Origin of the sequence: Bacillus sp. FSL K6-1000, assembly GCF_038630785.1 — a bacterium.
Taxonomy (GTDB): Bacteria; Bacillota; Bacilli; order Bacillales; family Bacillaceae; genus Bacillus; species Bacillus safensis.
Map to the genome: position 1 here is coordinate 2597672 of NZ_CP152042.1, position 24134 is coordinate 2621805.

General features: G+C 41.9%; 22 protein-coding genes and 1 other annotated feature. Of the genes, 1 reads left to right on the forward strand and 21 read right to left on the reverse strand.

The annotated features are described in order from the left end of the window. Positions 1-17: 17 nt before the first annotated feature. Positions 18-264 (reverse strand) — a binding site (T-box leader). A gap of 43 nt (positions 265-307) precedes the next feature. From ytxC to MHI46_RS13580, 18 genes are all read right to left on the reverse strand, one after another. Further along, positions 308-1177: a putative sporulation protein YtxC gene (gene ytxC, locus MHI46_RS13495; protein WP_047202650.1), complete on the reverse strand. Its 870-nt coding sequence runs from the start codon at positions 1175-1177 to the stop codon at positions 308-310. 60 nt (positions 1178-1237) lie between these two features. Further along, entirely contained in the window at positions 1238-1876 is a 639-nt protein-coding gene (locus MHI46_RS13500) for a TVP38/TMEM64 family protein (RefSeq protein WP_107163494.1), read from the reverse strand. A 33-nt stretch (positions 1877-1909) separates the two neighbouring features. Continuing rightward, positions 1910-2839 carry a primosomal protein DnaI gene (gene dnaI, locus MHI46_RS13505; RefSeq protein ID WP_024425710.1) on the reverse strand — a complete coding sequence of 310 codons (930 nt, stop codon included), beginning with the start codon at positions 2837-2839 and terminating at the stop codon, positions 1910-1912. Between the two features lie 16 nt (positions 2840-2855). Next, on the reverse strand, positions 2856-4280 hold the full coding sequence (locus MHI46_RS13510; protein WP_342503258.1) for a replication initiation and membrane attachment family protein: 1425 nt from the start codon (positions 4278-4280) through the stop codon (positions 2856-2858). A 101-nt stretch (positions 4281-4381) separates the two neighbouring features. Continuing rightward, on the reverse strand, positions 4382-4840 hold the full coding sequence (gene nrdR, locus MHI46_RS13515; RefSeq protein ID WP_003216720.1) for a transcriptional regulator NrdR: 459 nt from the start codon (positions 4838-4840) through the stop codon (positions 4382-4384). Positions 4841-4844: 4 nt separating this feature from the next. After that, positions 4845-5231, reverse strand: coding sequence for a hypothetical protein (locus MHI46_RS13520; RefSeq protein ID WP_064497835.1), 387 nt, complete (start codon positions 5229-5231; stop codon positions 4845-4847). A 183-nt stretch (positions 5232-5414) separates the two neighbouring features. After that, positions 5415-5795 carry an adenosylmethionine decarboxylase gene (speD, locus tag MHI46_RS13525; RefSeq protein WP_003216492.1) on the reverse strand — a complete coding sequence of 127 codons (381 nt, stop codon included), beginning with the start codon at positions 5793-5795 and terminating at the stop codon, positions 5415-5417. Positions 5796-6030: 235 nt separating this feature from the next. Further along, a complete protein-coding gene (locus MHI46_RS13530) occupies positions 6031-7053 on the reverse strand; it encodes a glyceraldehyde-3-phosphate dehydrogenase (RefSeq protein ID WP_024425707.1) in 1023 nt (340 codons plus the stop codon). 172 nt (positions 7054-7225) lie between these two features. Next, on the reverse strand, positions 7226-7831 hold the full coding sequence (gene coaE, locus MHI46_RS13535; protein ID WP_047202652.1) for a dephospho-CoA kinase: 606 nt from the start codon (positions 7829-7831) through the stop codon (positions 7226-7228). A 13-nt stretch (positions 7832-7844) separates the two neighbouring features. Beyond that, positions 7845-8477 carry a sporulation membrane protein YtaF gene (gene ytaF, locus MHI46_RS13540; protein WP_034279660.1) on the reverse strand — a complete coding sequence of 211 codons (633 nt, stop codon included), beginning with the start codon at positions 8475-8477 and terminating at the stop codon, positions 7845-7847. A gap of 174 nt (positions 8478-8651) precedes the next feature. After that, positions 8652-9485, reverse strand: a complete 834-nt coding sequence (gene mutM, locus MHI46_RS13545; protein ID WP_024426140.1) for a DNA-formamidopyrimidine glycosylase — start codon at positions 9483-9485, stop codon at positions 8652-8654. A gap of 26 nt (positions 9486-9511) precedes the next feature. Then, entirely contained in the window at positions 9512-12151 is a 2640-nt protein-coding gene (gene polA / locus MHI46_RS13550; RefSeq protein ID WP_041086577.1) for a DNA polymerase I, read from the reverse strand. 254 nt (positions 12152-12405) lie between these two features. Then, complete coding sequence (locus MHI46_RS13555) at positions 12406-14148, reverse strand: ATP-binding protein (RefSeq protein WP_251180590.1); 1743 nt, start codon at positions 14146-14148, stop codon at positions 12406-12408. Continuing rightward, positions 14141-14869: a response regulator transcription factor gene (locus tag MHI46_RS13560; protein WP_039180559.1), complete on the reverse strand. Its 729-nt coding sequence runs from the start codon at positions 14867-14869 to the stop codon at positions 14141-14143. The genes MHI46_RS13555 and MHI46_RS13560 overlap by 8 nt, the downstream gene beginning before the upstream one ends. A 184-nt stretch (positions 14870-15053) precedes the next feature. Continuing rightward, on the reverse strand, positions 15054-15992 hold the full coding sequence (mdh, locus tag MHI46_RS13565; RefSeq protein ID WP_008356047.1) for a malate dehydrogenase: 939 nt from the start codon (positions 15990-15992) through the stop codon (positions 15054-15056). A gap of 34 nt (positions 15993-16026) precedes the next feature. Next, positions 16027-17298: an NADP-dependent isocitrate dehydrogenase gene (icd, locus tag MHI46_RS13570; RefSeq protein ID WP_024424789.1), complete on the reverse strand. Its 1272-nt coding sequence runs from the start codon at positions 17296-17298 to the stop codon at positions 16027-16029. Positions 17299-17451: 153 nt separating this feature from the next. Next, positions 17452-18570, reverse strand: coding sequence for a citrate synthase (gene citZ / locus MHI46_RS13575; RefSeq protein WP_024424790.1), 1119 nt, complete (start codon positions 18568-18570; stop codon positions 17452-17454). 376 nt (positions 18571-18946) lie between these two features. Continuing rightward, complete coding sequence (locus MHI46_RS13580; RefSeq protein ID WP_007501699.1) at positions 18947-19411, reverse strand: DUF441 domain-containing protein; 465 nt, start codon at positions 19409-19411, stop codon at positions 18947-18949. Between the two features lie 100 nt (positions 19412-19511). Here MHI46_RS13580 and ytvI point away from each other — a divergent pair, with 100 nt between their 5' ends. Continuing rightward, positions 19512-20630: a sporulation integral membrane protein YtvI gene (gene ytvI / locus MHI46_RS13585; protein WP_251180591.1), complete on the forward strand. Its 1119-nt coding sequence runs from the start codon at positions 19512-19514 to the stop codon at positions 20628-20630. Between the two features lie 24 nt (positions 20631-20654). Here the strand turns inward: ytvI and MHI46_RS13590 are convergent, their stop codons facing one another. The 3 genes from MHI46_RS13590 to pfkA form a co-directional block, all read right to left on the reverse strand. Further along, positions 20655-21044, reverse strand: coding sequence for an FxsA family protein (locus MHI46_RS13590; RefSeq protein ID WP_039180564.1), 390 nt, complete (start codon positions 21042-21044; stop codon positions 20655-20657). Between the two features lie 99 nt (positions 21045-21143). Continuing rightward, on the reverse strand, positions 21144-22904 hold the full coding sequence (gene pyk / locus MHI46_RS13595; protein WP_342502896.1) for a pyruvate kinase: 1761 nt from the start codon (positions 22902-22904) through the stop codon (positions 21144-21146). A 27-nt stretch (positions 22905-22931) separates the two neighbouring features. Then, the gene (gene pfkA, locus MHI46_RS13600; protein WP_024424794.1) at positions 22932-23891 is read right to left on the reverse strand and encodes a 6-phosphofructokinase; all 960 of its coding nucleotides are present in this window, start codon (positions 23889-23891) and stop codon (positions 22932-22934) included. Between the last annotated feature and the right edge of the window lie 243 nt (positions 23892-24134).

Below are 24134 nucleotides of genomic sequence, written 5' to 3' on the forward strand. Positions count from 1 at the left end.
AAAAACCCCGCCCCCTGGAAAGGGACGAGGTTGAATAAACGGAATCGTGGTTCCACCCTTTTTCCCGTACTTGCAGCTTGCTTTTCATATGCAAATACGGCTTGCGGTTCGATAACGGGAATTCCCGTCAGCCATTACTAAAAAGTTCACAGCTGATGTTCAAAGGTGGTAAAGCAAATGGTCCTCTGCTAGGAAGCTTTCAGCCGCGGCTTCCCTCTCTTTAAGCGGGTGTTCATTTGTTCATGTCCTTATCAATACGGTCTCTGTATGAAGTTACACCGTATTATAAAACGTTTTTTCGTGAAAATCAAGAAAGCTTTTCACTTTTCTTGTCGAAATGGTCATGTACAAATTGAACATTCTGCTCTTGGAATGAATGAGACGGGAACACCTCGACCCTTTCTTGAAAAATATTTTGAATCGTTTGCACCATCGAGTGACCTGTATCATTTGTAAATAGGTCAATTTTTTGCGGTGCAATGGAGACAAGCGGTGCAATCAGCTGCGAATCAATATACATTGGATGCTCTCTTACAAACTGTCTGTCTATGTATTGTTTTTGATCACGCTCAGAAGCGTAGCGAAATTCCCAAATCACCAGGCGGTCCTGATGCACAACATGTACTTTTTCGAGCCTAGGCTCTCTTGCCATCACATAGTCTCGAAGCGATTGAATGAAGTTTTGATACTCTTGCTCCATTTTGTATTCTTCAATGGACACTTCAACATAGTTCTTCAGCCTTCGATCATATTCTGACAGCCTAAATGTCATAAATGAACCAATTGAAAAAACACCTTGCTGTAAAGAAATTGCCTCAAGCTCCTTTTTTAAAAGGGCTTCTCTTGACGGGTCTTGCTGAATGCCGGGAATATCATCTAAGTCCCCGTTCATGATACTGTGAGCGATGGAAAGAATTTGGTGCTGCTCTTCAGGATCTTTAAACAAGTAAGTGTTTTCAAGGATGCTGCGCATGCGCTCATTTTCTTTGCATTCCAAAAAAAAGTGAACCAATAATGGCCGCACAATGTGCTCAAGTGCTTCTTCTGATTCCTTCGCCTCTATGAGAAGCCGGTCTTTCCCTTGTTGAATTGACATGTGATGCCGACTGTCCAAGTGTTCAGCAAGATGTAAAAAAGCGGCGGTATCATATTCATCTTCAAAGATTATTTCAAGCATGTTTGTCCCCCCTAACGACATCTGTTACATATATATGGGGGAAACATAAAAAATAGACGCCTAAAATAAATCAGGCATCTTTCTTTTTAAAATGAGTGGAACGGAGATAAAGATCAAATAAATCAAACAAACAACCACTAAGGCGGCATAATTGCCGCTGACAAAGCTTGAGCCGAGAACATTTAACGCAATTGTACCCGGTATTAAGCCTAAAAAGGTGGCTGCCACAAATGCACGATAATTTGCACGTGAAGCAGCTGCCGCATAGCTGACGAAATCAAAATGAATCGGTGCAATACGCAATAACAAAATATAAAGAAATCCATGCTCCTGAATGCGGGACGTCACCGCTTTCAGCTTCCGGCTGTTTGATGCCGTTTCCTTCTTTTTTGCACGAAAGGTTGAAGCAATCATGAAGGAGCCTGTTGCCCCGGCTGTAGCCCCAATGAGGGCATAAATCGTCCCAAGGACACTGCCGAATGCCAAACCTGCTGCCAGCGAAAAGACTGTAATCGGGACGAGAACAAACGGGCGAAAAAGAGATAAGAAAAGAAAAACAAAGGGAGCCAGTATCCCAAATTGAAGCACCCAATTCTTCACATCTTTCGGCGCGAGCTGAAGATGCTGTTTATTCAGCCACCACAACGCAGCAGCAAGAATGCCAATCACAAGAAAAAGCAGCCATTTTCTTTTGTTCATTTCATTTGCTCCTCCTTCAGGTGACATACGCTTTTATAAATGACGGCGATTTTCTCCTTCGAGCAAGACCGGCTCTGCTAAATAGAGAATCCGTTCCATTAAACGAGCGGCTTTGACCTCTTCTTTTTCCCCGCGCTGAGAGTACGTAAAATGATGTTTCAGCTCATTTGGTGAGAAATTAGAAGAGAAAAACGTCGGCAGCTGCTCTGCCATACGGTATTGTAAGATCGTACCGAGCAGCTCATCCCGCACCCAGCTTGTCATCGATTCTGCTCCAATATCATCAAGCATTAAAATCGGGGTGGATTTGACCATATTCAGCTTTTCTTCTAGCGTATGATCAGCTAACGAATTTTTTAACTCTCTCACAAATTCAGGCACGTAAACAAGGAGAGATGGGTATTCTTTCTCCGCTAGCTGCTGCGCAATGGCTGCCAGAATATACGTTTTTCCTACTCCAAATTTCCCGTGTAAATACAAGCCTTTTCCTTTTCCAGTCTCATCATAGCTTTGGAGGAATTGACCTACTTTTTGGATGACCTCTTGTCTTCCCACAACGTTCAGATCAGCGAACGTCGCTTGAAGGACATTTTGCGGAATATACATGCTTTTCATCAGCTCTTGCTGTTTTTTCTGTCTATCGAGCCGCAGCTTGACTGGACAAGGGGAATATTCAATATCAATACTCTGACCTTTGATCACAAGCTTCGGGTGATACCCATCTAAAATGGCATTGACGTTTTCGTCATCTAAGCAGTAAGAGCAGCCCTTCGACTGCTGCACATATTCAAAGAGCCGGTTCAAGCTGCGATTGATCATGTCTTCATGTATCTCTTCTTGATGCTTCTGTAAAAAGGCCTTCACATCTTCATCAGATAACACACTTTCTTTAATCTGATTGTATCTCACGCGAAAATCTACTCGTCCTTTTAGCTGTTCAAATGAACGACCGATCGGTTTCATCCCATCTCACCTCACCTTAATGTGCATTGTACTTTTTCATATTTTTAAACTGATCTAACAGTTTTTCTTTTTCTCGTTCGAGGTCTTCTGTAGACAGATTGTCCGTTTGCTCTTTTGCCGGCTGTTCTTTCGTTTCGGTTTCTTTCATCCAGTCAGGCAGTTTCTCTTCCCTGACGACTTTTCCTGAACCATATGTGCTGCGCTGCTTTTTCTGCTGCGCCCACTCTGTCATTTGCCTGTTCTCTTCTTTGGCAATTTTCATGGCCGCGGCAACGGTTTTGATTTTCTTTCTTACCCAATGAGCGGCGATTTTTTGCATGTATGTTTTCGACAACTTCATATCTGTTTTGAGTAATGTATAGTAGATGAGAACATTCATGACACCTGGCTCGAGCTGCTGCTCGAGCATGATATCTTCGACAATTCTTAAGTCGGCATATGTTGGCTCAATGCCATCTGCCATGTCTTTTAGCAGCTCTCTAGGCGAAATATGATCCAGCTTTTCAATCAATTTTGCATCTGGAGTATCCGCTGCCGGCGTCTTTGAAGCATCTTGTCGCAAGTGTCTTGGCTGTTTTTGATCAATCAGCTTTGGCTGTTCGCCTCTGTATTCAATTTGGTACCAGTCTCTTGCTGCTTTTCTCAGCTCTTCTGTTGAGATCATTTGATCCGAACCACATGCACCTGCTACAATATTTTGCATTTGAAGCGGGGTGATGCCGTATACAACAGCTAACTTCTTAATTGTTTCTTTTACCTGCTTTGTCAAAGCCTTTCTTGGAATCATCATGTCAGACATACCCGCTAACAATAGATCGAAATCGAAGGATTCGTCTGAGAGCGGTGCCGGCTGACTCGATCCAACAGTCACATATTCATAGCCTTGATCAAGCGATGTCGCCTGATGAATCTCTTCTGTCATCTTGCGTTCGCCTGGCTGCAATACGTGAAAGACTTCTTCAAACGACCGTGAAATGTTCTTTGCTTCTGCAGGAACACCTGGGTAAGAGAAATAATCACGAAGCTGCATATATTTTGCTTTCTCTACACGATGGTACAGCAGGACATTCAGCATACCATCTTGGAAAAATTCATCCGGTCTTAGCGGCGGTACAAGCTCATATGTAAACAGTCTGCCTTCTACCGTTTCCTGTTCATATGTGCGGAGTAAGCCGATCGCTTCAAGCTTTAAACGTTCCTCAAAAATATCATTTAAATTCGTCTGCAGCATGACCATGAGCTGCCGATGAGGTGCAGGTTTTCCCCACATACGATTTTGTTCCAGCTCTCCCCACAGCGTCATGTATAAGCTAAAAGCGGACATGCCAATAAGCGGCTGATATAAAAGAGTGATGAGCTGTCTATCGATGTCACCGAGCAATGAAGCGCTTTTGACGACATACGGATCGACGGCTAGCACTTCCTTCCAATGCTCTGTCATATGCTGATCCTCCCCATGAATTGCGATTGTTTCCATTGTACACTCTTTTTGCGTTTTACGCTTTACGCAGGAAAAAGAGCATGAAGAATCTCCAGCTCTTTTTAGCGTTCTTTCTTTAATAGATCTTTTAATTCATCAATAAAGACATTGATGTCTTTAAACTGCCGGTAAACCGAGGCAAACCTAACGTAAGACACTTCATCAATTTTCGCCAGCTCGTCCATCACCATTTCACCTACAAGCTCGCTTTTCACTTCTGACATGCCTTGATTGCGCAGTTCTTTTTCGATATTAAAGCAGACATCCTCCAGCTGCTTTAAAGCGACAGGACGCTTTTCACACGCTTTGATAAGTCCTCTCAGCATTTTTTCGCGGCTGAATTCTTCTCGAATCCCTTCTTTTTTCACCACAATCAGCGGTAATTCTTCTAATTTCTCAAACGTCGTAAAGCGATATTGGCAGCTTTCACACTCTCTTCTACGACGGATGGATTTCCCCTCATCTACTGGTCTTGAATCAAGCACCCTTGTGCCAAGGTGCTGACATGTGGGACATTTCATATCATCAGCTCCGATCTATTCTTGGAAGTTGTTTGTCTAGTTCATCATAAAGGGACAGAACGGTCTTCTGACTATAGCCGAAATCTGTTGGCAGGGCCGTTTCTGTTGTTACATTAAAATCGACAGCTGTTTCAAAAGGACGAATTGAAATGACAGTCGCTACGAGAAAGGCTTTTTTCGGCAATCGTATGTTTGCGCTGATTTCACCTCGTTCTGCTGAAACAGATGTCACTTGATAGGAATCGTTTCGGGAAAGAATGGCTTCCACCGCTTGAAAAACTTGTGCATTCGTCGATTTGTAGTAATGGCTTTTCAGTTCTGACACTGGATGCTCGTCAGATGTTTCTGTATGGTTTGACATGAACCGTTTAAACTTTTGTCTTAAAATCATACACGTATCCCCTTTGCCATAATGCCTCTTTCTTTATTTTATAAAAAAAACCTTTGTTTTCCTAGAACAAAAGTATAGACAAGCTGGGGAATGTTGGATTTTTTATTAAATAAATATAAAAAGGAGCATAACACAAAGGCATTTAATGCTTTTGGCCAGCTCCCATTGCAATCTTTTTTATGTTTACAGTGCTTTGGCTTGTGCCTGTTTTACTTGTACAGGTCCCATGCCTCGAGGAATTTCGATGTTTTCTCTTGTTTCAGCACCTAATTCATCTCCGATATGATCTGCTGCAATATTCGGATCTAGGTCGCCGCAAGTATAAACATCTATGCTCGCATAACCATGTTCAGGAAAGCTGTGAATTGTCAGATGAGATTCAGAAATAATGACAACTCCACTTACTCCTTGAGGTGCAAATTTGTGAAAAGCAACCTCTCTTACCTCAGCTCCTGATTTCAAAGCTGCATTTACAAACGTTTTTTCAATAAAATCCATGTCGTTCAGTTTATCACAGTCGCATCCCCATAGCTCGGAGATAACGTGACGTCCGATTGTTTCCATCATGGACCCCCCTTTAAACAAGAATGAAAGAGTGAAGTTCTAAGCAGCCGGACCGGACATATACCACGGGGGAAAGTTAGTCCTAAGAGGTCCTAACCCTTTAAGTATACCCGAATGAGTCTGCGAACAAGAAGTTCACGAAAAATAGTATACTTTGTTTAGACCCATTTTGCAAGCTGTGTTTTTAGTGGGATTTTCTCTCATTTCTTGAAAAGGGACGATCGTCTTCTTCATTTCAAACAGCAGAAAGCTCTTTCATCTGTGCGCCGACAAATTTCACAAGGTCAACCACTCGGCATGAATAACCCCATTCATTGTCATACCATGCAAGAACTTTTACTTTTCTCCCTTCCATTACCATCGTTGTCAATCCATCAACGACTGCTGAGTAAGGGTTCGTGTTAAAATCCGTAGAGACAAGCGGCTCATCTGTGTAATCTAAAATACCAGCAAGAGATGTTTTAGATGCATTTGAGAAGGCTGCATTGACTTCTTCTGCTGTGACATCTTTTTTTAAGTCTACAACAAGGTCAACCATCGACACATTGGAAACTGGCACGCGGAGTGCAAGCCCATGCAATTTCCCTTTCATGTGCGGAAGCACTAAAGAAAGCGCTTTAGCGGCACCTGTCGTAGTTGGAATAATGGACTGAGCACATGCTCTTGCCCGGCGCAGATCCTTATGCGGGTTATCGATATTTTTTTGATCATTTGTATAAGCATGAACCGTTGTCATTAACCCGTTGTCGATGCCAAATTCATCATCTAACAGTTTCACAACTGGTGCTAAACAGTTTGTTGTACAAGATGCGTTTGAAATAATGACGTGCTTTTCAGGATCAAGATCATCCTCATTGACACCCATCACAATCGTAATGTCTTCATTTTTACCTGGAGCTGTTAGAACGACTTTTTTCGCTCCGGCATCTATATGGCCCATCGCTTGATCTTTTGAATTAAATTTACCTGTTGCTTCAATGACGATATCAATCCCAAGCTCTCCCCATGGAAGCTGCTTTGGGTCTCTATTATTAAGCAAAAGCACTCTTTTGCCATTTACAATCAAGGCGTCATCTTCTGCTGTCACATCACATTCGTAACGTCCATGATTTGTGTCATATTTAATTAAATGTGCTAGCGTTTCGGCAGGATAGCTTGCGTTCACCGCTACAATTTGAATTTGATCATCAAGCATTGCTTTTCTGAAGACCATGCGTCCAATTCTGCCAAACCCATTGATCGCTGCTTTTACCTTCATGAACAGGTCACTCCTCTATTATGTGTTATACTCAATAAATTTATTTATGAAATTAGTATATCACATTAGAATGTAATTGCCAGTATATAAACGTATATTTTCTAAAAAGGGCTGTTCTTTTCAAAGGAAATCAGAATAAAGCATAAAAAAAGAAGAGTACGTGTATGTACTCTTACTTATCTGTATGTTCCCATTCATTTAATATGTTCTGCAATTGCTTTCTGATAAACGCGAGATCTTGTGTGTTCTCTATCACACGGTCTGCTTTTTTACATTTCTCCTCAAGAGACTGCTGAGAGTGAATACGATTCAGCGCTTCTTCCTCGCTGAGGTCATTTCGATTCATGAGCCGCGACAGCTGCAATTCAGGCGTTGTATACACCACAATGATGCGGTCGACAAGGCTTTCCAGCTGACTTTCAAATAAAAGCGGGATATCGAGGACAACGAAGGTTTCTTGCTGACTAACTCCTTCATCTCTCTGTTTGAGCATTTCCTTTCTCACTTCAGGATGAACAATCGCATTCAGCTGCTTTCTTTTCTCTTCATCAGAAAAAATGATGGCTCCAAGCTGCTGCCGGTTCAGCTCCCCATTTGGCAGGAGAACATCCTCGCCAAAGGTTTGAACGATTTGTTGAAGAGCTGGTGTACCTTTGGCAACCGCTTCTTTTGCAATGACATCTGCGTCCACGACCCGGATGCCCTGCTCTTTTATCATTTGCGAGACGGTGCTTTTTCCACTAGCAATCCCGCCTGTTAATCCAATGACAAGCGTCAATTGATTTCCTCCTTTACAGCTTCCACACCCCAATTAAAATGAGCAGAAGCCCTGGTAAGCATGCAAGTTTATCGATCCAGCGCCAATTTGCCAAGTAATGTCCGGAACGAAGCCCGATACACACAAAGAGTGAGCTCATCACGGCCACAGTGATACTCATGACAATTGGTGAAAAGCCTAGAATCGCAGCGCCAATCCCTGCGCCAAATGCATCAATGGATAAAGCAATCCCAAGAAGCACTGCTTCTATTCCATTGATCGTCCCAGAACGGTCAATATCTGCACTTGTCGGCTTGCGCAAAATTTGAATGACAAGACCAAGTGACTGCACTTCCACATTAAGCAATGTCTTTTCATGAAGTAGCAAATCACGCTCTTTCGCTGGTTTGTAAAATTGATAAAGGACCCAAAGTCCAATGGCGATCAAAATGCCTCCACCAAGTTTATCTGTCACTGAGACAGGGAGGAATGTCGTCAGCAGGCTGCCAATCAGCATAGAAATGAGCAGCACAATCCCTGAACAGCATGCAATAATGACAATCGCTTTAAATGGAATCTTCATTTTACGAAGTCCATACGTAAAGCCCACAGAAAAGCTGTCAATGCTGACTGCAATAGCTAAAAACAGGAGCGAAATCGAAATCATACCTGAACTCTTCCTTTCTGTTCATGCAACGATGATCAAGAGTCTCTAGGCGTCCTTAGACTCTTCTTCACTATATGAAGAGCAGGTGGGCTGTGTGTCAGTCTACACCTTGCTGAAAAATGAATGTTTTTTATCGTATGCACAGCAAAAAGGAAGCATGCTGATGGCTGATTTTTATTGAGGACGTTTTTGGCAGGTTACACAAAAATGTGTGCCGCGCCCTCCGACTACTGTTTTCTCAATGATGCTTCCGCATGTTTGACAAGGCTCTCCCCGCCGGTCATACACAAGAAGCTGCAATTGAAATGTTCCAATATCACCTTGTGAATTGATATATGAGCGAATCGTGCTTCCTCCTGCATCTACCGCTACTTGAAGTGTATCGATAATATGCCTGTGAAGTACTTTACACGATTCAAGGCTGAGCTGATTCGCTTTTGTTTCTGGATGAATGCCTGCTTTAAACAAAACCTCGTCTACATAAATATTACCTAGTCCCACGACAATCTTTTGATCAAGCAGCGCTGTTTTGACCACACGAGATGTTTTTTTCAATTGCTCCCATAAATATTCCGGAGTGAATTGATCATCAAAAGGCTCATACCCCAGCTGTGAGAGCGGGAGTTCCTTTTCCTCTTCACCCGGCTGAAATAAATGCATTGTGCCAAATTTACGCACATCATGATACCGAAGCTCAGTACCATCGGTAAATGTAAAGACGACGTGTACATGTTTATCGTATGGTTCATGCGCTTCATGTACACGGTATTTCCCTTCCATCCTTAAATGAGAGACCATTACGTAGTGGTCTAAATGAAAGAGCAGGAACTTTCCTCTTCTTTCAATGGTTTGTATCGTTTCTCCTACCATCCTTCTTGCGAACTCTTCCGGCTCCCCAGGACGTTTGATGATATTTGGCCATTTGATATCGACCGTTTCAATCGTTTTTCCTTCGACTAACCGCTTGAGTGTGCGCCGGACGGTTTCAACTTCTGGTAATTCCGGCATGCTCCTCGCTCCTTTTTCTCTCTCTATTATTTTGCGTCGTACCAAGATGGGCCTGAAGCAAAATCAACTTTTAGCGGCACATCTAGCTGAAGTGCATTTTCCATGACTTCAGGGACAATTTTTTCGAGTATGGCAATTTCTTCTTTCGGCGCTTCGAAGATCAATTCATCGTGCACCTGTAATAAAAGATTTGCCTGCAAGTTTTCTTCTTTTAACTTACGCGCCATATCAATCATGGCTTTTTTAATAATATCAGCTGCACTTCCTTGGATCGGTGTGTTCATGGCTGTTCTTTCCGCAAAGCTTTTGATATTAAAATTACGGCTGGTGATATCCGGGATATACCGTCTGCGTTTGAGAAGTGTCGTGACATATCCTTTTTGTTTCGCTTCCTGCACAATCTCTTCCATATAGGTTTTCACGCCTTTAAAGCTTGTTAAATAGCGTTCGATAAAGGCAGCCGCTTCTTTTCTTGTGATCCCAAGATTTTGAGATAATCCATAGTCACTGATTCCATATACAATTCCGAAGTTGACAGCCTTGGCTTGTCTTCTCATAGAGGAAGTCACTTCTTCTTCTGAGACATGGAACACGTCCATCGCTGTTTTCGTGTGAATATCCATATCTTGCGTAAACGCTTCGATCAAATTCTCATCCTGAGAAATATGAGCGAGTACACGCAGCTCAATTTGTGAATAGTCAGCAGCAAACATAAGCCAGCCTTCTTTTGATGGAACGAATGCTTGACGAATCTTCCGTCCTTCCTCTAAACGAATCGGGATGTTTTGCAGGTTGGGATCTGTTGAGCTTAGTCTTCCTGTTTGCGTGAGCGCTTGATTAAATCGTGTATGCACTTTATGTGTATCCTTGCGCGTTACCTTCATTAAGCCTTCCACATAGGTCGATTGGAGCTTTCCAATTTGGCGGTAATGCAGAATAGACCGAATGATTTCGTGCTTATCTTCAAGCTTTTCAAGAACATCCGCAGATGTCGAGTAGCCTGTTTTTGTCTTTTTAATAATCGGCAGACCTAATTTTTCAAAAAGAATCACGCCAAGCTGTTTAGGAGAATTGATGTTAAACGTTTCTCCTGCTAAGCGGTGAATCGTTTCCTCATATTCTTTCAGCTTTTTCGCTAACTCTTCACCCATCTTCTCTAGGCGCTCAATATCTACCTTTACGCCAAGTGATTCCATTTCACCTAAGATGAGGGCAAGCGGCAGCTCTAAGTCTTCATACAGTTCATGTTGATCATTTTTTTCTAGTGCTTCAAGTGTTAAGTCATGCAGAGCAGAGATCGCCGCTGCTTTTCGCCCAAGATGTTCCTTCAGTTCATCTTCAGGTGGGATCGCCTGCTTTGCTCCTTTTCCGTACACTTTTTCATCAGAAAATGCGATGTTCAGACCGTATTCCTTCGCCACACTTGCGACGTCCTCATAGGATTTCTGAGGATTGACGACATAGGAAGCGAGCAGGACATCGTTATCGACACCTTTTAGATCGACATCGTGCCATCTGAGGGCGACAACTGCTCTTTTTGAATCGAAAACCCATTTCTTCTTCGTTTCATCCTGTACCCATTGTTTAAATGCATCTGATTGAAGTGCATCTTCTTTCGTGATAAAAAATGCACCGTTTTCATTATGGATCGCAAAACCGATCAAATCCGCTTCATGATAATTATCTCCAAGCTGTTCTACCACAAGGGCGGCGTGATCTGTCAGCATTTCATCCGTTACATCGGTCATTTTTTTCACTTCTAATGCTTCAACTTCGACCTGTTCACCTGTTTCTGGTGCTTCTCCTAGTCGCTCTAGCAGCGTTTGAAAGCCTAGTTCTTTATAAAGAGAGATCACTTGATCCATATGAGGACCTTCATATGCGAGATCCTTGCTTGATACATCAATTGGCGCTTCTACAAGAATCGTTGCGAGTTGTTTACTCATCACCGCTTGCTCTTTATATTCTTCAAGCTTTTCTTTGAGTTTTTTACCGCTGACTTCGTCAATATGTTCAAGCAGGTTTTCTACCGTTTCAAACTGCTTTAACAATTTTATCGCTGTTTTTTCCCCTACACCCGGCACCCCTGGGATATTATCTGAGGAATCTCCCATCAAGCCTTTCATATCAATGATTTGATCTGGGCGCAGGCCATACTTTTCTTCAATATGAGCCGGTGTGTAATATTCTACTTCTGTAATGCCTTTTTTCGTAATTGCCACCGTCGTATGGTCTGTTGAGAGCTGCGTTAAGTCCTTATCTCCTGAGAAAATTTTCACTTCAAAGCCGTCTTTTTCTGCCTCCACAGCCAATGTCCCGATAATATCGTCAGCCTCGTATTGAGGAAGCTCGTACCTTTTCACCTGATAGGCATCTAATAGTTCACGGATAAACGGCATTTGTTCTGATAGCTCTGGCGGCGTTTTTTGTCTTCCACCTTTATATTCTTTAAATGTCTCGTGGCGGAACGTTGTTTTCCCCGCATCAAATGCGACGAGCATATGGGTTGGCTTCTCGTCCTCGAGCATCTTCATTAAGATCATTGCAAAGCCATAAATGGCATTTGTATGGACGCCTTTATCATTTGATAGTAGCGGCAAAGCAAAAAAGGCTCGATAAGCGAGACTGTTTCCATCCACTAGTACTAATTTCTTTTTGTCTGTCATGTTTTAATCCTCCATCGGCTGAGCCATTTCAGCCGTCTCTTTCACACATTGTATCATCATTTTATCAAAGTTTATTTTGAAAAGAAAATAGTCGAACCTGCATAAAAAAAGGGACGAAAACAACAAGTGTTTTCGTCCTTACAAAATTGGCTCCTTGGATGAAGGGGTTCCTATTCATCCTACCAATGATTGTTTAACTTAACATGAATCCATTGTAAAGATCATGTAAATTTTAACGTGACTTTCCTTTTTCCCTATTTTGATTTCAGGCTCACTGTAAAAGTCGTTCCTTTCCCTTGTTTGCTATGGACTGAAATCGTCCCTTCATGCGCCTCCACAAGGTGTTTGACAATCGCAAGACCAAGTCCTGTTCCGCCTGAATTTCTACTTCTATCTTTATCAATTCGATAAAACCTCTCAAATATTCTTGGAATCTCTCTTTTCTTCATGCCGATTCCTGTATCTGATACGTCAAATTCATAGGCGCCTTTCCGCGGTCTTGCCGAAATGGTGACACTCCCTCCCTCTGGTGTATATGTAAGGGCATTGTTCACGAGATTGAGGAAGATTTGCTTTAATCTCAACGGATCTGCCATCACATAGACAGGCTCTTTCGGAATACGCACTTGTAATTGAATACCTTTTTCCGCAGCCTTTTGTTTTAAAAGAACTTCAATCTCTTGAATGATTTCTGACGCATTGGCGTCTTGAATATTTAGTTTGAAATGCTGCTGCTCGATTTTGGAAAGATCGAGTAAATCTTGAATGAGAGTTTCGAGTCGGACACTCTCTTTTAAAATGATGGAAAGGAATTGTGTCAGCGCTTCTTTGTCATCAATTGCTCCATCAAGAAGGGTTTCGGAGAATCCTTTAATCGACGTAATCGGTGTCTTTAATTCATGAGAAACATTGGCGACAAAATCTTTTCGCATTTGCTCGAGCTGCTTTGTTTCTGTCACGTCATGAAACACAAGGACAATTCCTTTCCATTCATCGTCTGTACTTAAAATTGGGACACCATCCACTTGGAAGTAGCGCCGTTCAATGTCAACGGCTAGGCGCAAAAACTTCCGCACCTTCGTTTCTGTCATAAAAATTTCGTCAATCAGCTCAATAATTTCGTCATGTGTAAATGCTTCATGATACAGCTTGTGCATGTAAATGTGCTTTTGCACCTTAAACTGCTTGCGGAAGGTTCGATTGACTAGGTTGATATACCCCATCTTATCAATCAAAATAATTCCTGCACCGATGTTTTCAATGACTGTTTGCAGACGGTCCCGCTGCATTTCCCCAGTGCTTGTCATTTCTTGAAGGCTTTCTGCCAGACGCTTCATTGATGTATTAAGCTCACTAGTTTCAATGATGAGCTCTTCATAATGATTGGTATCATAGTTCCCGCGTTCCAGCTGTTTGGCTACCTTTGTGGCATAATCTATCGGTTTTACATATTTCATCGACATGCGGTATCCAAAGAAAACGATGATAATAATCGCCGAGCCAAGACAAACGGCTAATGCGAGCCAAAGCTGGCCGTCAATTTCATTTAAAGGCTGGAATGACGCATGGAGAAATAAATAGCCTGCCGGTTCGTTTTGTTTCACGATAGGGACTGCGTAATGAAACAGCGCATCCTTTTCATCCTCAATGACGACGCCTTTTGTTTGAAGCCGTTCATTGTTCAGTGTGTTTTGAATGATGCCCCTTTGCTCCGCTTGACCCGTTGTATGTATGATATTCCCCTTCAGATCCACAATTGACGCATTCATGTCGAGATGCTGCTTTGCCTGATTGAGGATCTCCTTGTTTTGCTTCGCCTGCAGATCATCACCATCCATGGAAGAAAGAAGAAAGCTCGATTCATTTTCCATTCGTTCCGTTAATTTTGTTTCATAAAAAACATGGAACATGTGATCCAAGAAAAGGCCAAGTGCAACAAACACAATAAAAAGGAGAAAAATAAGTCCCGAAAACAGGCGGGTTCTTATTTTACTCATTTGGCTTTGGCTCCTCCAATTTGTAGCCTAAGCCGCGAATGGTTTTAATGTATGTTGGTTTTTTCGTATTCTTTTCAATTTTGTCCCGCAAGTGGCTGATGTGTACATCCACAATACGAGTGTCTCCTGCAAAGTCATAATTCCAAACGGCACTTAGCAGCAGATCACGTGTGAGGACACGTCCTTTATGCTTGGCCAAATAAAGCAGCAGTTCAAATTCCTTCGGCGTAAGCTCTAGACGTTCTTCTTGGAAGTAGACTTCGTAGTGTTCTGGTAAAATGCGCAGTTCACCAATTTTGATTTGGTCTGCAATGACCTCTTCCTTGTCCTCTTGCGTGGGGGCAGGCTGAGATTGCTGCGCTCTTCTTAAGATGGCTTTTACCCGAGCACCCACTTCTCTAGGACTGAATGGCTTTGTCATGTAATCATCGGCTCCAAGTTCAAGGCCGAGCACCTTATCAAATTCATCGTCCTTTGCTGTCAGCATTAAAATAGGGAACATCATTTTTTGAATTCTCAGTTGTTTGCACACTTCAATGCCGTCCATTTTCGGAAGCATTAAATCTAATACAATGAGATCAGGCTGTTCACTTGCTGCTTTTTCAAGCGCTTCTTCCCCATCTCTTGCTGTGACGACATCATAGCCCGCCCTTTCAAGGTTATAGCTTAGAAGTGTTACAATCGATTCTTCATCATCCACAACTAATATTTTTTTATTCATGTTGTGCCTCCAATTAGTGATTTCCCCTGCATCCGTTTTTTTGTATCTTATGTGAAAAGCGAGAAGTCACGCTTTCTCTTTCATTTTAACGAAAGCTTAACAAGAGGACAATTTAAAATTTCGACAAGATTTGTTTTGTAAACAAAAAGAAGGCCCCTCATAAGAGAAGCCTTCCTTTTTCATATTAAGACAATACTTTCATGACGTTCTTAACAGATTCAACAGAACGGTCAAGCTGACTTCTTTCTTCTTCTGTCAGCTCAAGCTCAATGATCTGCTCAAGGCCGTTTCCACCTACGATTGTTGGTACACCAAGGTAAATGCCTTCGTAGCCATATTCACCTTCAAGGTAAGCAATCGTTGGGATTACGCGGCGCTGATCTTTTAGAATCGCCTCAACCATTTCTACAAGTGAAGCAGCAGGTGCATAATAGGCACTACCGTTACCTAATAGGTTCACGATTTCGCCGCCGCCTTTTCTTGTTCTTTCAACAATCGCATCAATTCGATCTTTTGGAATCAATGTTTCAAGCGGGATACCGCCTGCATAAGAGTAACGAACAAGCGGAACCATGTCATCACCATGTCCACCAAGGACAAAGCCCGTCACATCTTTGACAGATAGGTTTAATTCTTGAGCAACAAACGTACGGAAACGTGCTGTATCAAGAATACCCGATTGTCCAATGACTTTTTCTTTTGGTAATCCTGATTCTTTATAAACTGCATATGTCATTGCATCAACAGGGTTTGTTAACACAACAATAATGGCTTCTGGAGAATATTTAACGATTTCGCGTGTCACGCTGCGCATGATTTTTTCATTTGTTGACACGAGATCGTCACGGCTCATTCCCGGCTTTCTTGCAATTCCTGCCGTAATGACCACGACATCAGAACCGGCTGTATCTTCGTAGTTAGAAGTGCCTGTAATGTTCGCATCGAAGCCTTGAACAGGGCTTGCTTCCAGCATATCAAGAGCTTTCCCTTTTGTTGGGTTCTCAAGCTGCGGGATATCAACTAAGACGACATCCGCTAATTCTTTTTGAGCTGTTAAAAATGCTGTAGTTGCTCCAGTAAAACCTGCTCCGATGACAGATACTTTTTTACGCTTGTTTGCCATTTCCTTTTTCCCCTTTAACTTTAAAGTTTAAGAATCAAGACAAGTTTTTGATGAGCTCGTCAGCAAACTCAGAACATTTCACTTCTGTTGCGCCATCCATTAATCTAGCAAAATCGTAAGTGACGACTTTAGATGCAATTGTTTTTTCAACAGATTGAATCACTAGATCAGCTGCTTCCTGCCAGCCAAGGTGCTCAAGTAAAAGCACGCCTGATAGAAGAACAGAAGATGGATTCACTTTATCAAGACCAGCATATTTTGGTGCTGTTCCGTGAGTCGCTTCAAAAATAGCGTGTCCTGTTTCGTAGTTGATGTTCGCACCTGGTGCGATACCAATTCCACCAACTTGTGCTGCAAGTGCATCAGAGATGTAATCTCCATTTAAGTTCATTGTAGCCACAACATCGAACTCAGCTGGACGAGTTAGGATTTGTTGAAGGAAAATATCTGCAATGCTGTCTTTGACAATGATTTTGCCAGCAGCTTCTGCTTCACTTTGCGCTTTGTTTGCCGCATCTTTCCCATCTTGTTCTACAATACGATCATATTGTGCCCATGTAAAGACTTTGTCGCCAAACTCTTTTTCAGCCACTTCGTAGCCCCAGTTTTTGAAGGCACCTTCTGTAAATTTCATGATGTTTCCTTTGTGAACAAGCGTCACAGATTTACGGCCTTGGTCAATTGCATATTGGATAGCCGCTCTGACAAGACGGGATGTTCCCTCTTCAGAAACTGGCTTGATTCCGATACCTGACGTTTCTGGGAAACGGATTTTGTTCACACCTAATTCGTTTTTCAAGAAGTCAATTAACTTCTTCACTTCGTCTGAACCTTTTGCATACTCAATACCAGCATAGATATCTTCTGTGTTCTCACGGAAGATCACCATATCTGTGTCTTCTGGACGTTTCACAGGAGAAGGTACGCCTTTGAACCAGCGAACTGGACGTAAGCATGTGAATAAATCAAGCTCTTGTCTAAGTGCCACGTTTAATGAACGGATTCCTCCGCCAATTGGTGTTGTTAGTGGTCCTTTAATGGCAATTAAGTATTCACGAATGTCTTCAAGCGTTTGCTCAGGAAGCCACTCTCCAGTTTTATTGTAAGCTTTCTCACCTGCATATACTTCTTTCCAAGTGATTTGCTTTTCACCTTTATATGCTTTTTCTACAGCTGCTTCAAGTACTCTTGATGCTGCTTTCCAAATGTCAGGACCGATTCCGTCCCCTTCGATAAACGGGATGATTGGATTATTTGGTACATTCAATACGCCGCCAGTAACTGTAATTTTTTCGCCTTGTGACAATGATATTACCTCCCAGGTTATGTAGTGAATATTTGAAACTTCTTGGCTTGATGTCTGCAAGCAAAAAAGTTTTTCACGTGATTCGTTTTTTGTTGATGTTGATATGGAGGCTGATTAGCCTTTTGAAATCAGCCCCCGCTTATTCTATAAACATTAGTCTCTTTCACTGATCGGAACAAAGGTTTGAAGATCAGGTCCAATGTAATCAGCTCTTGGACGGATGAGTCGGTTGTTGTCATATTGCTCTAGAATATGAGCAATCCATCCAGAGAATCGGCTGATCACGAAAATTGGTGTAAACAAGTCATGATCAATGCCAAGACTGTGATATACAGATGCAGAATAAAAATCAACATTTGGTGGAAGATTTTTCTCTGATGTCACGATTTCCTCTGCGCGAACAGACATTTCATACCATTTCGGCTCGCCAGTGAGGTTTGTTAAACGCTGGCTCATTTCTTTTAGATGCTTTGCACGCGGGTCACCTTGACGGTATACGCGGTGGCCAAAGCCCATAATTTTTTCTTTCTTCTCTAGCTTACCATGAATATAGGAATCTACGTTTTCAACTTCGCCAATTTCTGAAAGCATCTTCATCACGCCTTCATTAGCGCCGCCATGAAGCGGTCCTTTCAGCGCACCGATAGCCGCTGTCACACCAGAGTAGATATCTGATAGTGTAGCAACACATACACGTGCTGTAAATGTCGATGCGTTTAATTCATGATCCGCATGTAGAATAAGCGCCTTATCAATGGCTTCAATTTCTACTGGTGACGGCTCTTCGCCATTTAGCATATACAAGAAGTTTGCAGCATAGCTGTATTCTTCTTTTGGCTGTACAGGCTCAAGTCCTTTGCGAATGCGAGAAAACGCAGCGACTAGTCCAGAAATTTTCGCCTGTAAGCGAATTGCTTTTCTGTAATTCGCTTCTTTGTCCATAATCTCTGATTCGTCATCTAGTAAACCTAGTAAGGATACTGCTGTACGAATCGCAGACATTGGATGAACCCCATCGAGCGAATAAGATTTAAAATGCTCAATGATTTCTTGCGGAATCTGAGCATTTTCATTGAGCTGCTGTTTTAATTCACTCAGCTCCTGCTCATTCGGCAGCTTTAAGTGCCATAACAGGTAGACAATTTCTTCGAATGTAGCTTTTTCAGTTAAATCATCGATATTGTACCCTACATAAGTAAGAGTATCATCAATAATTGAGCTTACGGATGAAGTTGTTGCCACGATACCTTCAAGACCTCTTGTTGCTGTCATGTTCAATCTCCCCTTTTTAAAAAGATTCCCCTTCGTTGCAGAATTCTCACTTTTTGAAAGCGCTATCCAATCCGAATAAGATGGCAGTTTCTGAAAAGAAAATGCTTACATTTACCTATACGGTTAGAGCGCTTTTAGCCTCATATCTCTTGTGTGATCAATGAGTTCAAAATTAAGCCTATTCCCATTATAAACAATAATCAGACATTTGTTAAATGTTTAACTATAATTTTTTTTGATATTTTTTTTTCCAGTCTCCCATATCAGGCATGGAATAAAGGGAATTTGCTTCTTTTAATATATTTAATTATGTTTTTTTGCAAAAGCTCACGCAAGAAAAAATTTAAAAAAGAAAGTGGCAGGAACCACTCTCTTTTCACCCGCTGAAAAATTTCACAGCCTGCATCGCCAAATAAGCAATTCCTGCCCCGATGAGCGGTCCAACAGCCACCCCTTTAAATAAGCTGACTGCCAAAATGGTACCGAACACAAGCGCTGCCGTAATATGCGGATCATTTTCGAGTAGCACAATCCCGTTTTTTGCAATTAATGCTACTAATATACCCGCTCCAAGAGCTATCCAAGCATAGGAAGATTTCATCGCTTCTCCAAGCTGCTTAAATCCAATGTCACCTGTTGCAATCGGGACCAGCACAGCAATGGTAATAACGGTCACTCCCCAATTAATGCCTTTAGATTGGAGAACCGGGAAAATTTTTTGATCCAGGCCAATCAGCTTAATTGCGATCAGTACAGAGACCGCTAAAATTAACGAATTGTTTTTTGCAATAAGTGCAATAACGAGTAAAAGTACCAAAAATAAATTTGCTTGAGTAAACATACGCCGCTCCTTTCTTTCTTTTTATTGCGACCTTTTCATATTACTAATCTTTTTGAATAAAATGAAGTATCGGACATGCTTGTTTTTTGGAGGGGATTGTGTGAATCACGCCTATGTGGCCATTTTTCTGCGAAGTTTGATGATGATCAGCATTGCTGTTTTTGCTGTTGTCTTTTTATATCAGTCTTTTCCGTTTTTATATCCTTTTTGGATCGCCCTTATTGTGTCATGTTTGATTCACCCTGCCGTCTGCAAAATTGAAGAGATTACCGGGATGCCAAGAGGACTTGTTGTGGTCATTGTACTGTTGCTCTTTTTAGTCGCAGCCGCCGGCTTCATGACGCTTTTAGTGGCTGAAATCATTTCAGGGAGTGCTTATTTGGCAAAGGTGCTGCCTGGCCATCTTGATCAATTGATTGGTATTGTAGAGCAATTTTTCACAGATAAAATTCTGCCTTTATATCATGATGTCACAGCCCAATTTAATACGCTTCAAGCAGGTCAAAAGGAATCCATTTTGGGACAAATTCAAGCACTCGGTGATGAAGCTGCCGCAAAAATCGGGACTTTTCTTTCAAAAACACTTGAGCTTATTCCGGCTTTTTTAGGTCTTTTGCCTGATGCAGCAGCAACATTGTTATTTTCTGCTCTGGCAACTTTTTTTATCACGAAAGATTGGTTTACATTAAAAACATATGGCTCACGTATCTTTCCCGCAAAATGGATGCAGCATACACGCGCCATTTTATCTGAAATCAAAAAAGCCATTACCGGCTTTATGAAAGCTCAGCTTCTGCTTGTGGCCATGACGATTGGTATTGTATTGATTGGACTCATTATTTTAAAGGTCAAGCATGCCCTTGTGATTGCTTTATGTATTGGGCTCGTCGATTTACTTCCTTACATCGGGAGCGGCACTGTATTTCTACCGTGGATCATTTATTCTGCCATGACAGGAAATCTTTCACTTGCCATTGGTCTAGGCATTTTGTATATTGTTGTCCTCATTCAAAGACAAATATCAGAGCCAAAAGTCTTAAGCAAATCCATCGGACTTAATCCTTTAGCAACACTTGTGGCGCTATTTGTCGGGTTAAAATGGTTTGGTTTTCTTGGGCTTGTGATTGGCCCTGCTTCCCTTGTCGTGTGGCAGGCGTTCCGTAATGCAGGAGTTTTCAGAGATATTTTTGAGTACATTCGGTATGGCATGCAAAAATAAAAGAGACCTAGGCTGAAGGTCTCTTTAGCGAATGATTGTATAGCGGTTGCGATTAGACAAGTTTCTAAGCCAGCGTTCAAAGAGCGGCTTGATTCCCTTTCTCGTTACCGGAATGAGCAGCAAAGCCCCAATGAGATCCGATAAGAAGCCTGGAATGAGCAGCAGCAGACCGCCAATCAGAATACAAAAACCATCGACAATCGCTCCCCCTGGCATCTTGCCATATTGCAAATCTCGCTGCACTTTTTGGAAGGCTTCTATTCCTTGTTTTCTTGCGAAGTAAGCACCTAATGCACTTGTCAGCACGATGAGCAGCATCGTTGGCAAAATGCCAATGATTTTACTTGAGATTAAAAATAAACTAATTTCCACCGCAGGGAACAGAATTAATAATAGTAGAAAATATTTCTTCAACCATATCACCTCATGGGGTATCTTTCATCGAAAGCTGTTTACTTTTTTTAGTGTAACATAAAAAAAGAGAGGAGTCAGACAACTCCCCTCTTGGATGATTTAAAGGACGCTAGCACGGCCTTTGTAGATCGCTCCGCGTGCTGGATCTACTGTAATCTCTTCGCCTTCTTTTAATAGTGTTGTTGCGCCGTCAAGACCTACAATTACTGGAATGCCAAGGCTTAATCCAACAACAGCTGCATGGCTTGTTAAACCGCCTTCTTCTGTGATAAGGGCAGATGCTTTTTCTAAAGCTCCCATCATATCACGATCTGTGCAGTTTGCGACTAGGATCGCACCGTCGTACATTTTTTCTTCTGCTTCTTTTCCGCTTTGTGCAATGACAACCGGTCCAAATGCAGATTTACGGCCAATACCTTGACCTTTCGCAATGATGTCACCGACAACATATACTTTCATTAAGTTCGTCGTACCTGTTTCACCAACTGGCACACCTGCTGTAATCACGATTAAATCGCCGTGTCTTACATAGCCTGTTTCAATAGACTTCTCTACTGCATTCTCAAGCATTTCATCAGTAGACGTCGTTTTTGATCCGCTCTTTGCAAATACACCGAATACGAGTGAAAGCTTTCTTGCCACTGATTCGTTTGCTGTAACTGCTACGATTGGTGCTTTTGGTCTATATTTTGAAATCATTCTTGCTGTATGTCCACTTTCCGTAGGCGTCACAATTGCTGCCACATCAAGCTTCATTGCTGTATGTACAACAGATTGACCGATCGCATCTGTAATGCTGACTTCTACTTCTTCGCTTCTACGGGAAAGAATTGCTTTATAGTTTAGTGCTTCTTCTGAACGTGATGCAATGTTATGCATCGTTTGTACAGCTTCTACTGGATATGTTCCTGCTGCTGTTTCACCAGAAAGCATAATTGCATCTGTACCGTCAAAAATAGCATTGGCCACGTCACTTGCTTCCGCGCGGGTTGGACGAGGGTTACGCTGCATGCTGTCCAGCATTTGAGTCGCTGTGATGACAGGCTTGCCTAAACGATTGCATTTTTTGATCAGCATTTTTTGAACAAGCGGTACTTCTTCTGCCGGGATCTCTACACCAAGATCTCCACGCGCAACCATTAAACCGTCAGATACCTCAAGGATTTCGTCGATGTTATCAACACCCTCTTGGTTTTCAATCTTAGGAATGATTTGAATATCAGTCGCATTGTTCTTTTCAAGAAGCTCACGAATTTCAAGAACATCAGAAGCTCGTCTAACAAAAGAAGCTGCGATGAAATCGACGCCTTGTTCAATTCCAAACAGAATATCATTAGCATCCTTTTCTGTAATACCTGGCAGGTTCACACTGACGCCAGGTATGTTGACGCCTTTTTTGTTTTTGAGCGTGCCTGTATTCATGACTTTAGTGACGATTTCTTTGCGGTCCTTGTTAATTTCTTTTACTTCTAAACCAATCAGACCATCATCTAATAGAATCGTTGAACCTACTTCTACATCATGAATTAAATCTTCGTATGTCACACTAATTTTTTCCGTATTTCCAACAATGTCTTCCATACTCACGATAAGATCAGCACCAGCGACTAGCTCAATTGAGCCGTTTTCAACTGTACGTGTACGGATCTCTGGACCTTTTGTATCTAGAAGGATCGCAATGTCCTTGCCTAATGTTTTACCTGCTTTACGTATGTTTTCAATGCGTGCACCATGCTCTTCAAAATCTCCGTGGGAGAAGTTTAGTCTGGCTACATTCATTCCTGCTTCAATCAATTCAGTCAGCTTTTCAATGCTTTCACTTGCTGGACCGATTGTACAAACGATTTTTGTCTTTCTCATTACTGTTCCTCCTAAGGTCTTCTCGTTTTATATAGAGAGCTCTTGTGAAAGTCGGTACATATTTTTATCGACTGTATGTTTTTTATCTAAGATTTCTAAAATATCATGATGGACAAGTTCATTGCTTTGAATGCCTACACAGCGTCCGCCTTGTCCTTCAAGGAGAAGCTCGACTGCGTATGCTCCTAAACGGCTTGCCAGTACACGGTCAAATGCACTCGGAGAACCTCCGCGCTGAATATGTCCTAAGACAGATACACGTGTTTCAAGGCTTGTCTCCTCTTCAATCCGCTTACCAAATTCAACACCGCTGCCTACGCCTTCTGCAACGATAATAATACTATGCTTCTTGCCGCGCTCGTGACCTCTTCTTAACCTAGCAATAATTTCGTCCATGTCATAGTCTGCTTCAGGAATCAAAATAGATTCGGCTCCGCCCGCAAGACCTGACCAAAGGGCAATATCACCAGCATGTCTTCCCATTACTTCCACTACGTATGTACGTTCATGAGATGTGGCTGTATCACGAATTTTATCAATGGCATCAATGACAGTATTCAGTGCTGTATCAAAGCCAATAGTGAAATCAGTACCTGGAATATCGTTGTCAATCGTGCCAGGGACACCTACACATGGAAAACCGAGCTCTGTTAATTTCTTCGCTCCCATAAATGACCCGTCTCCACCAATGACTACAAGTCCTTCAATACCGAATTTTTTTAAGTTTTCAATTCCCTTTTCACGACCTTCAACTGTCTTGAATTCAGGACATCTTGCCGTGTAAAGTTTTGTTCCTCCACGATGAATGATATCGCCTACCGAACCTATTTCGAGTTTCTCAATTTTACCGTTAATTAGACCTGAGTATCCATTATAAATACCGTAAACTTCAACATTATGGTAAATTGCTTTCCTTACAACTGCGCGCACAGCTGCATTCATTCCTGGGGAATCCCCACCGCTTGTTAAAACTCCTATACGCTTCATCTTTTTCACCTCAGAGACCATATATGAATTAAACATACCATTTCCACTGCTTGAAAACAATCATGAGCAAATTTGGATGTTTTCAATACGAATTTCTAAAACCGTACTTATTATACAATTAAATAAACCGTTTTTAAACAAAAGTTAAGAACGTCGTGAAAGCAAATCTCTCTGAAATCTGTAAAGGCAAGTGCTATAAACCTTATCATATCAAGGTTTTCAGACGTTTCAAATTTTATGAAA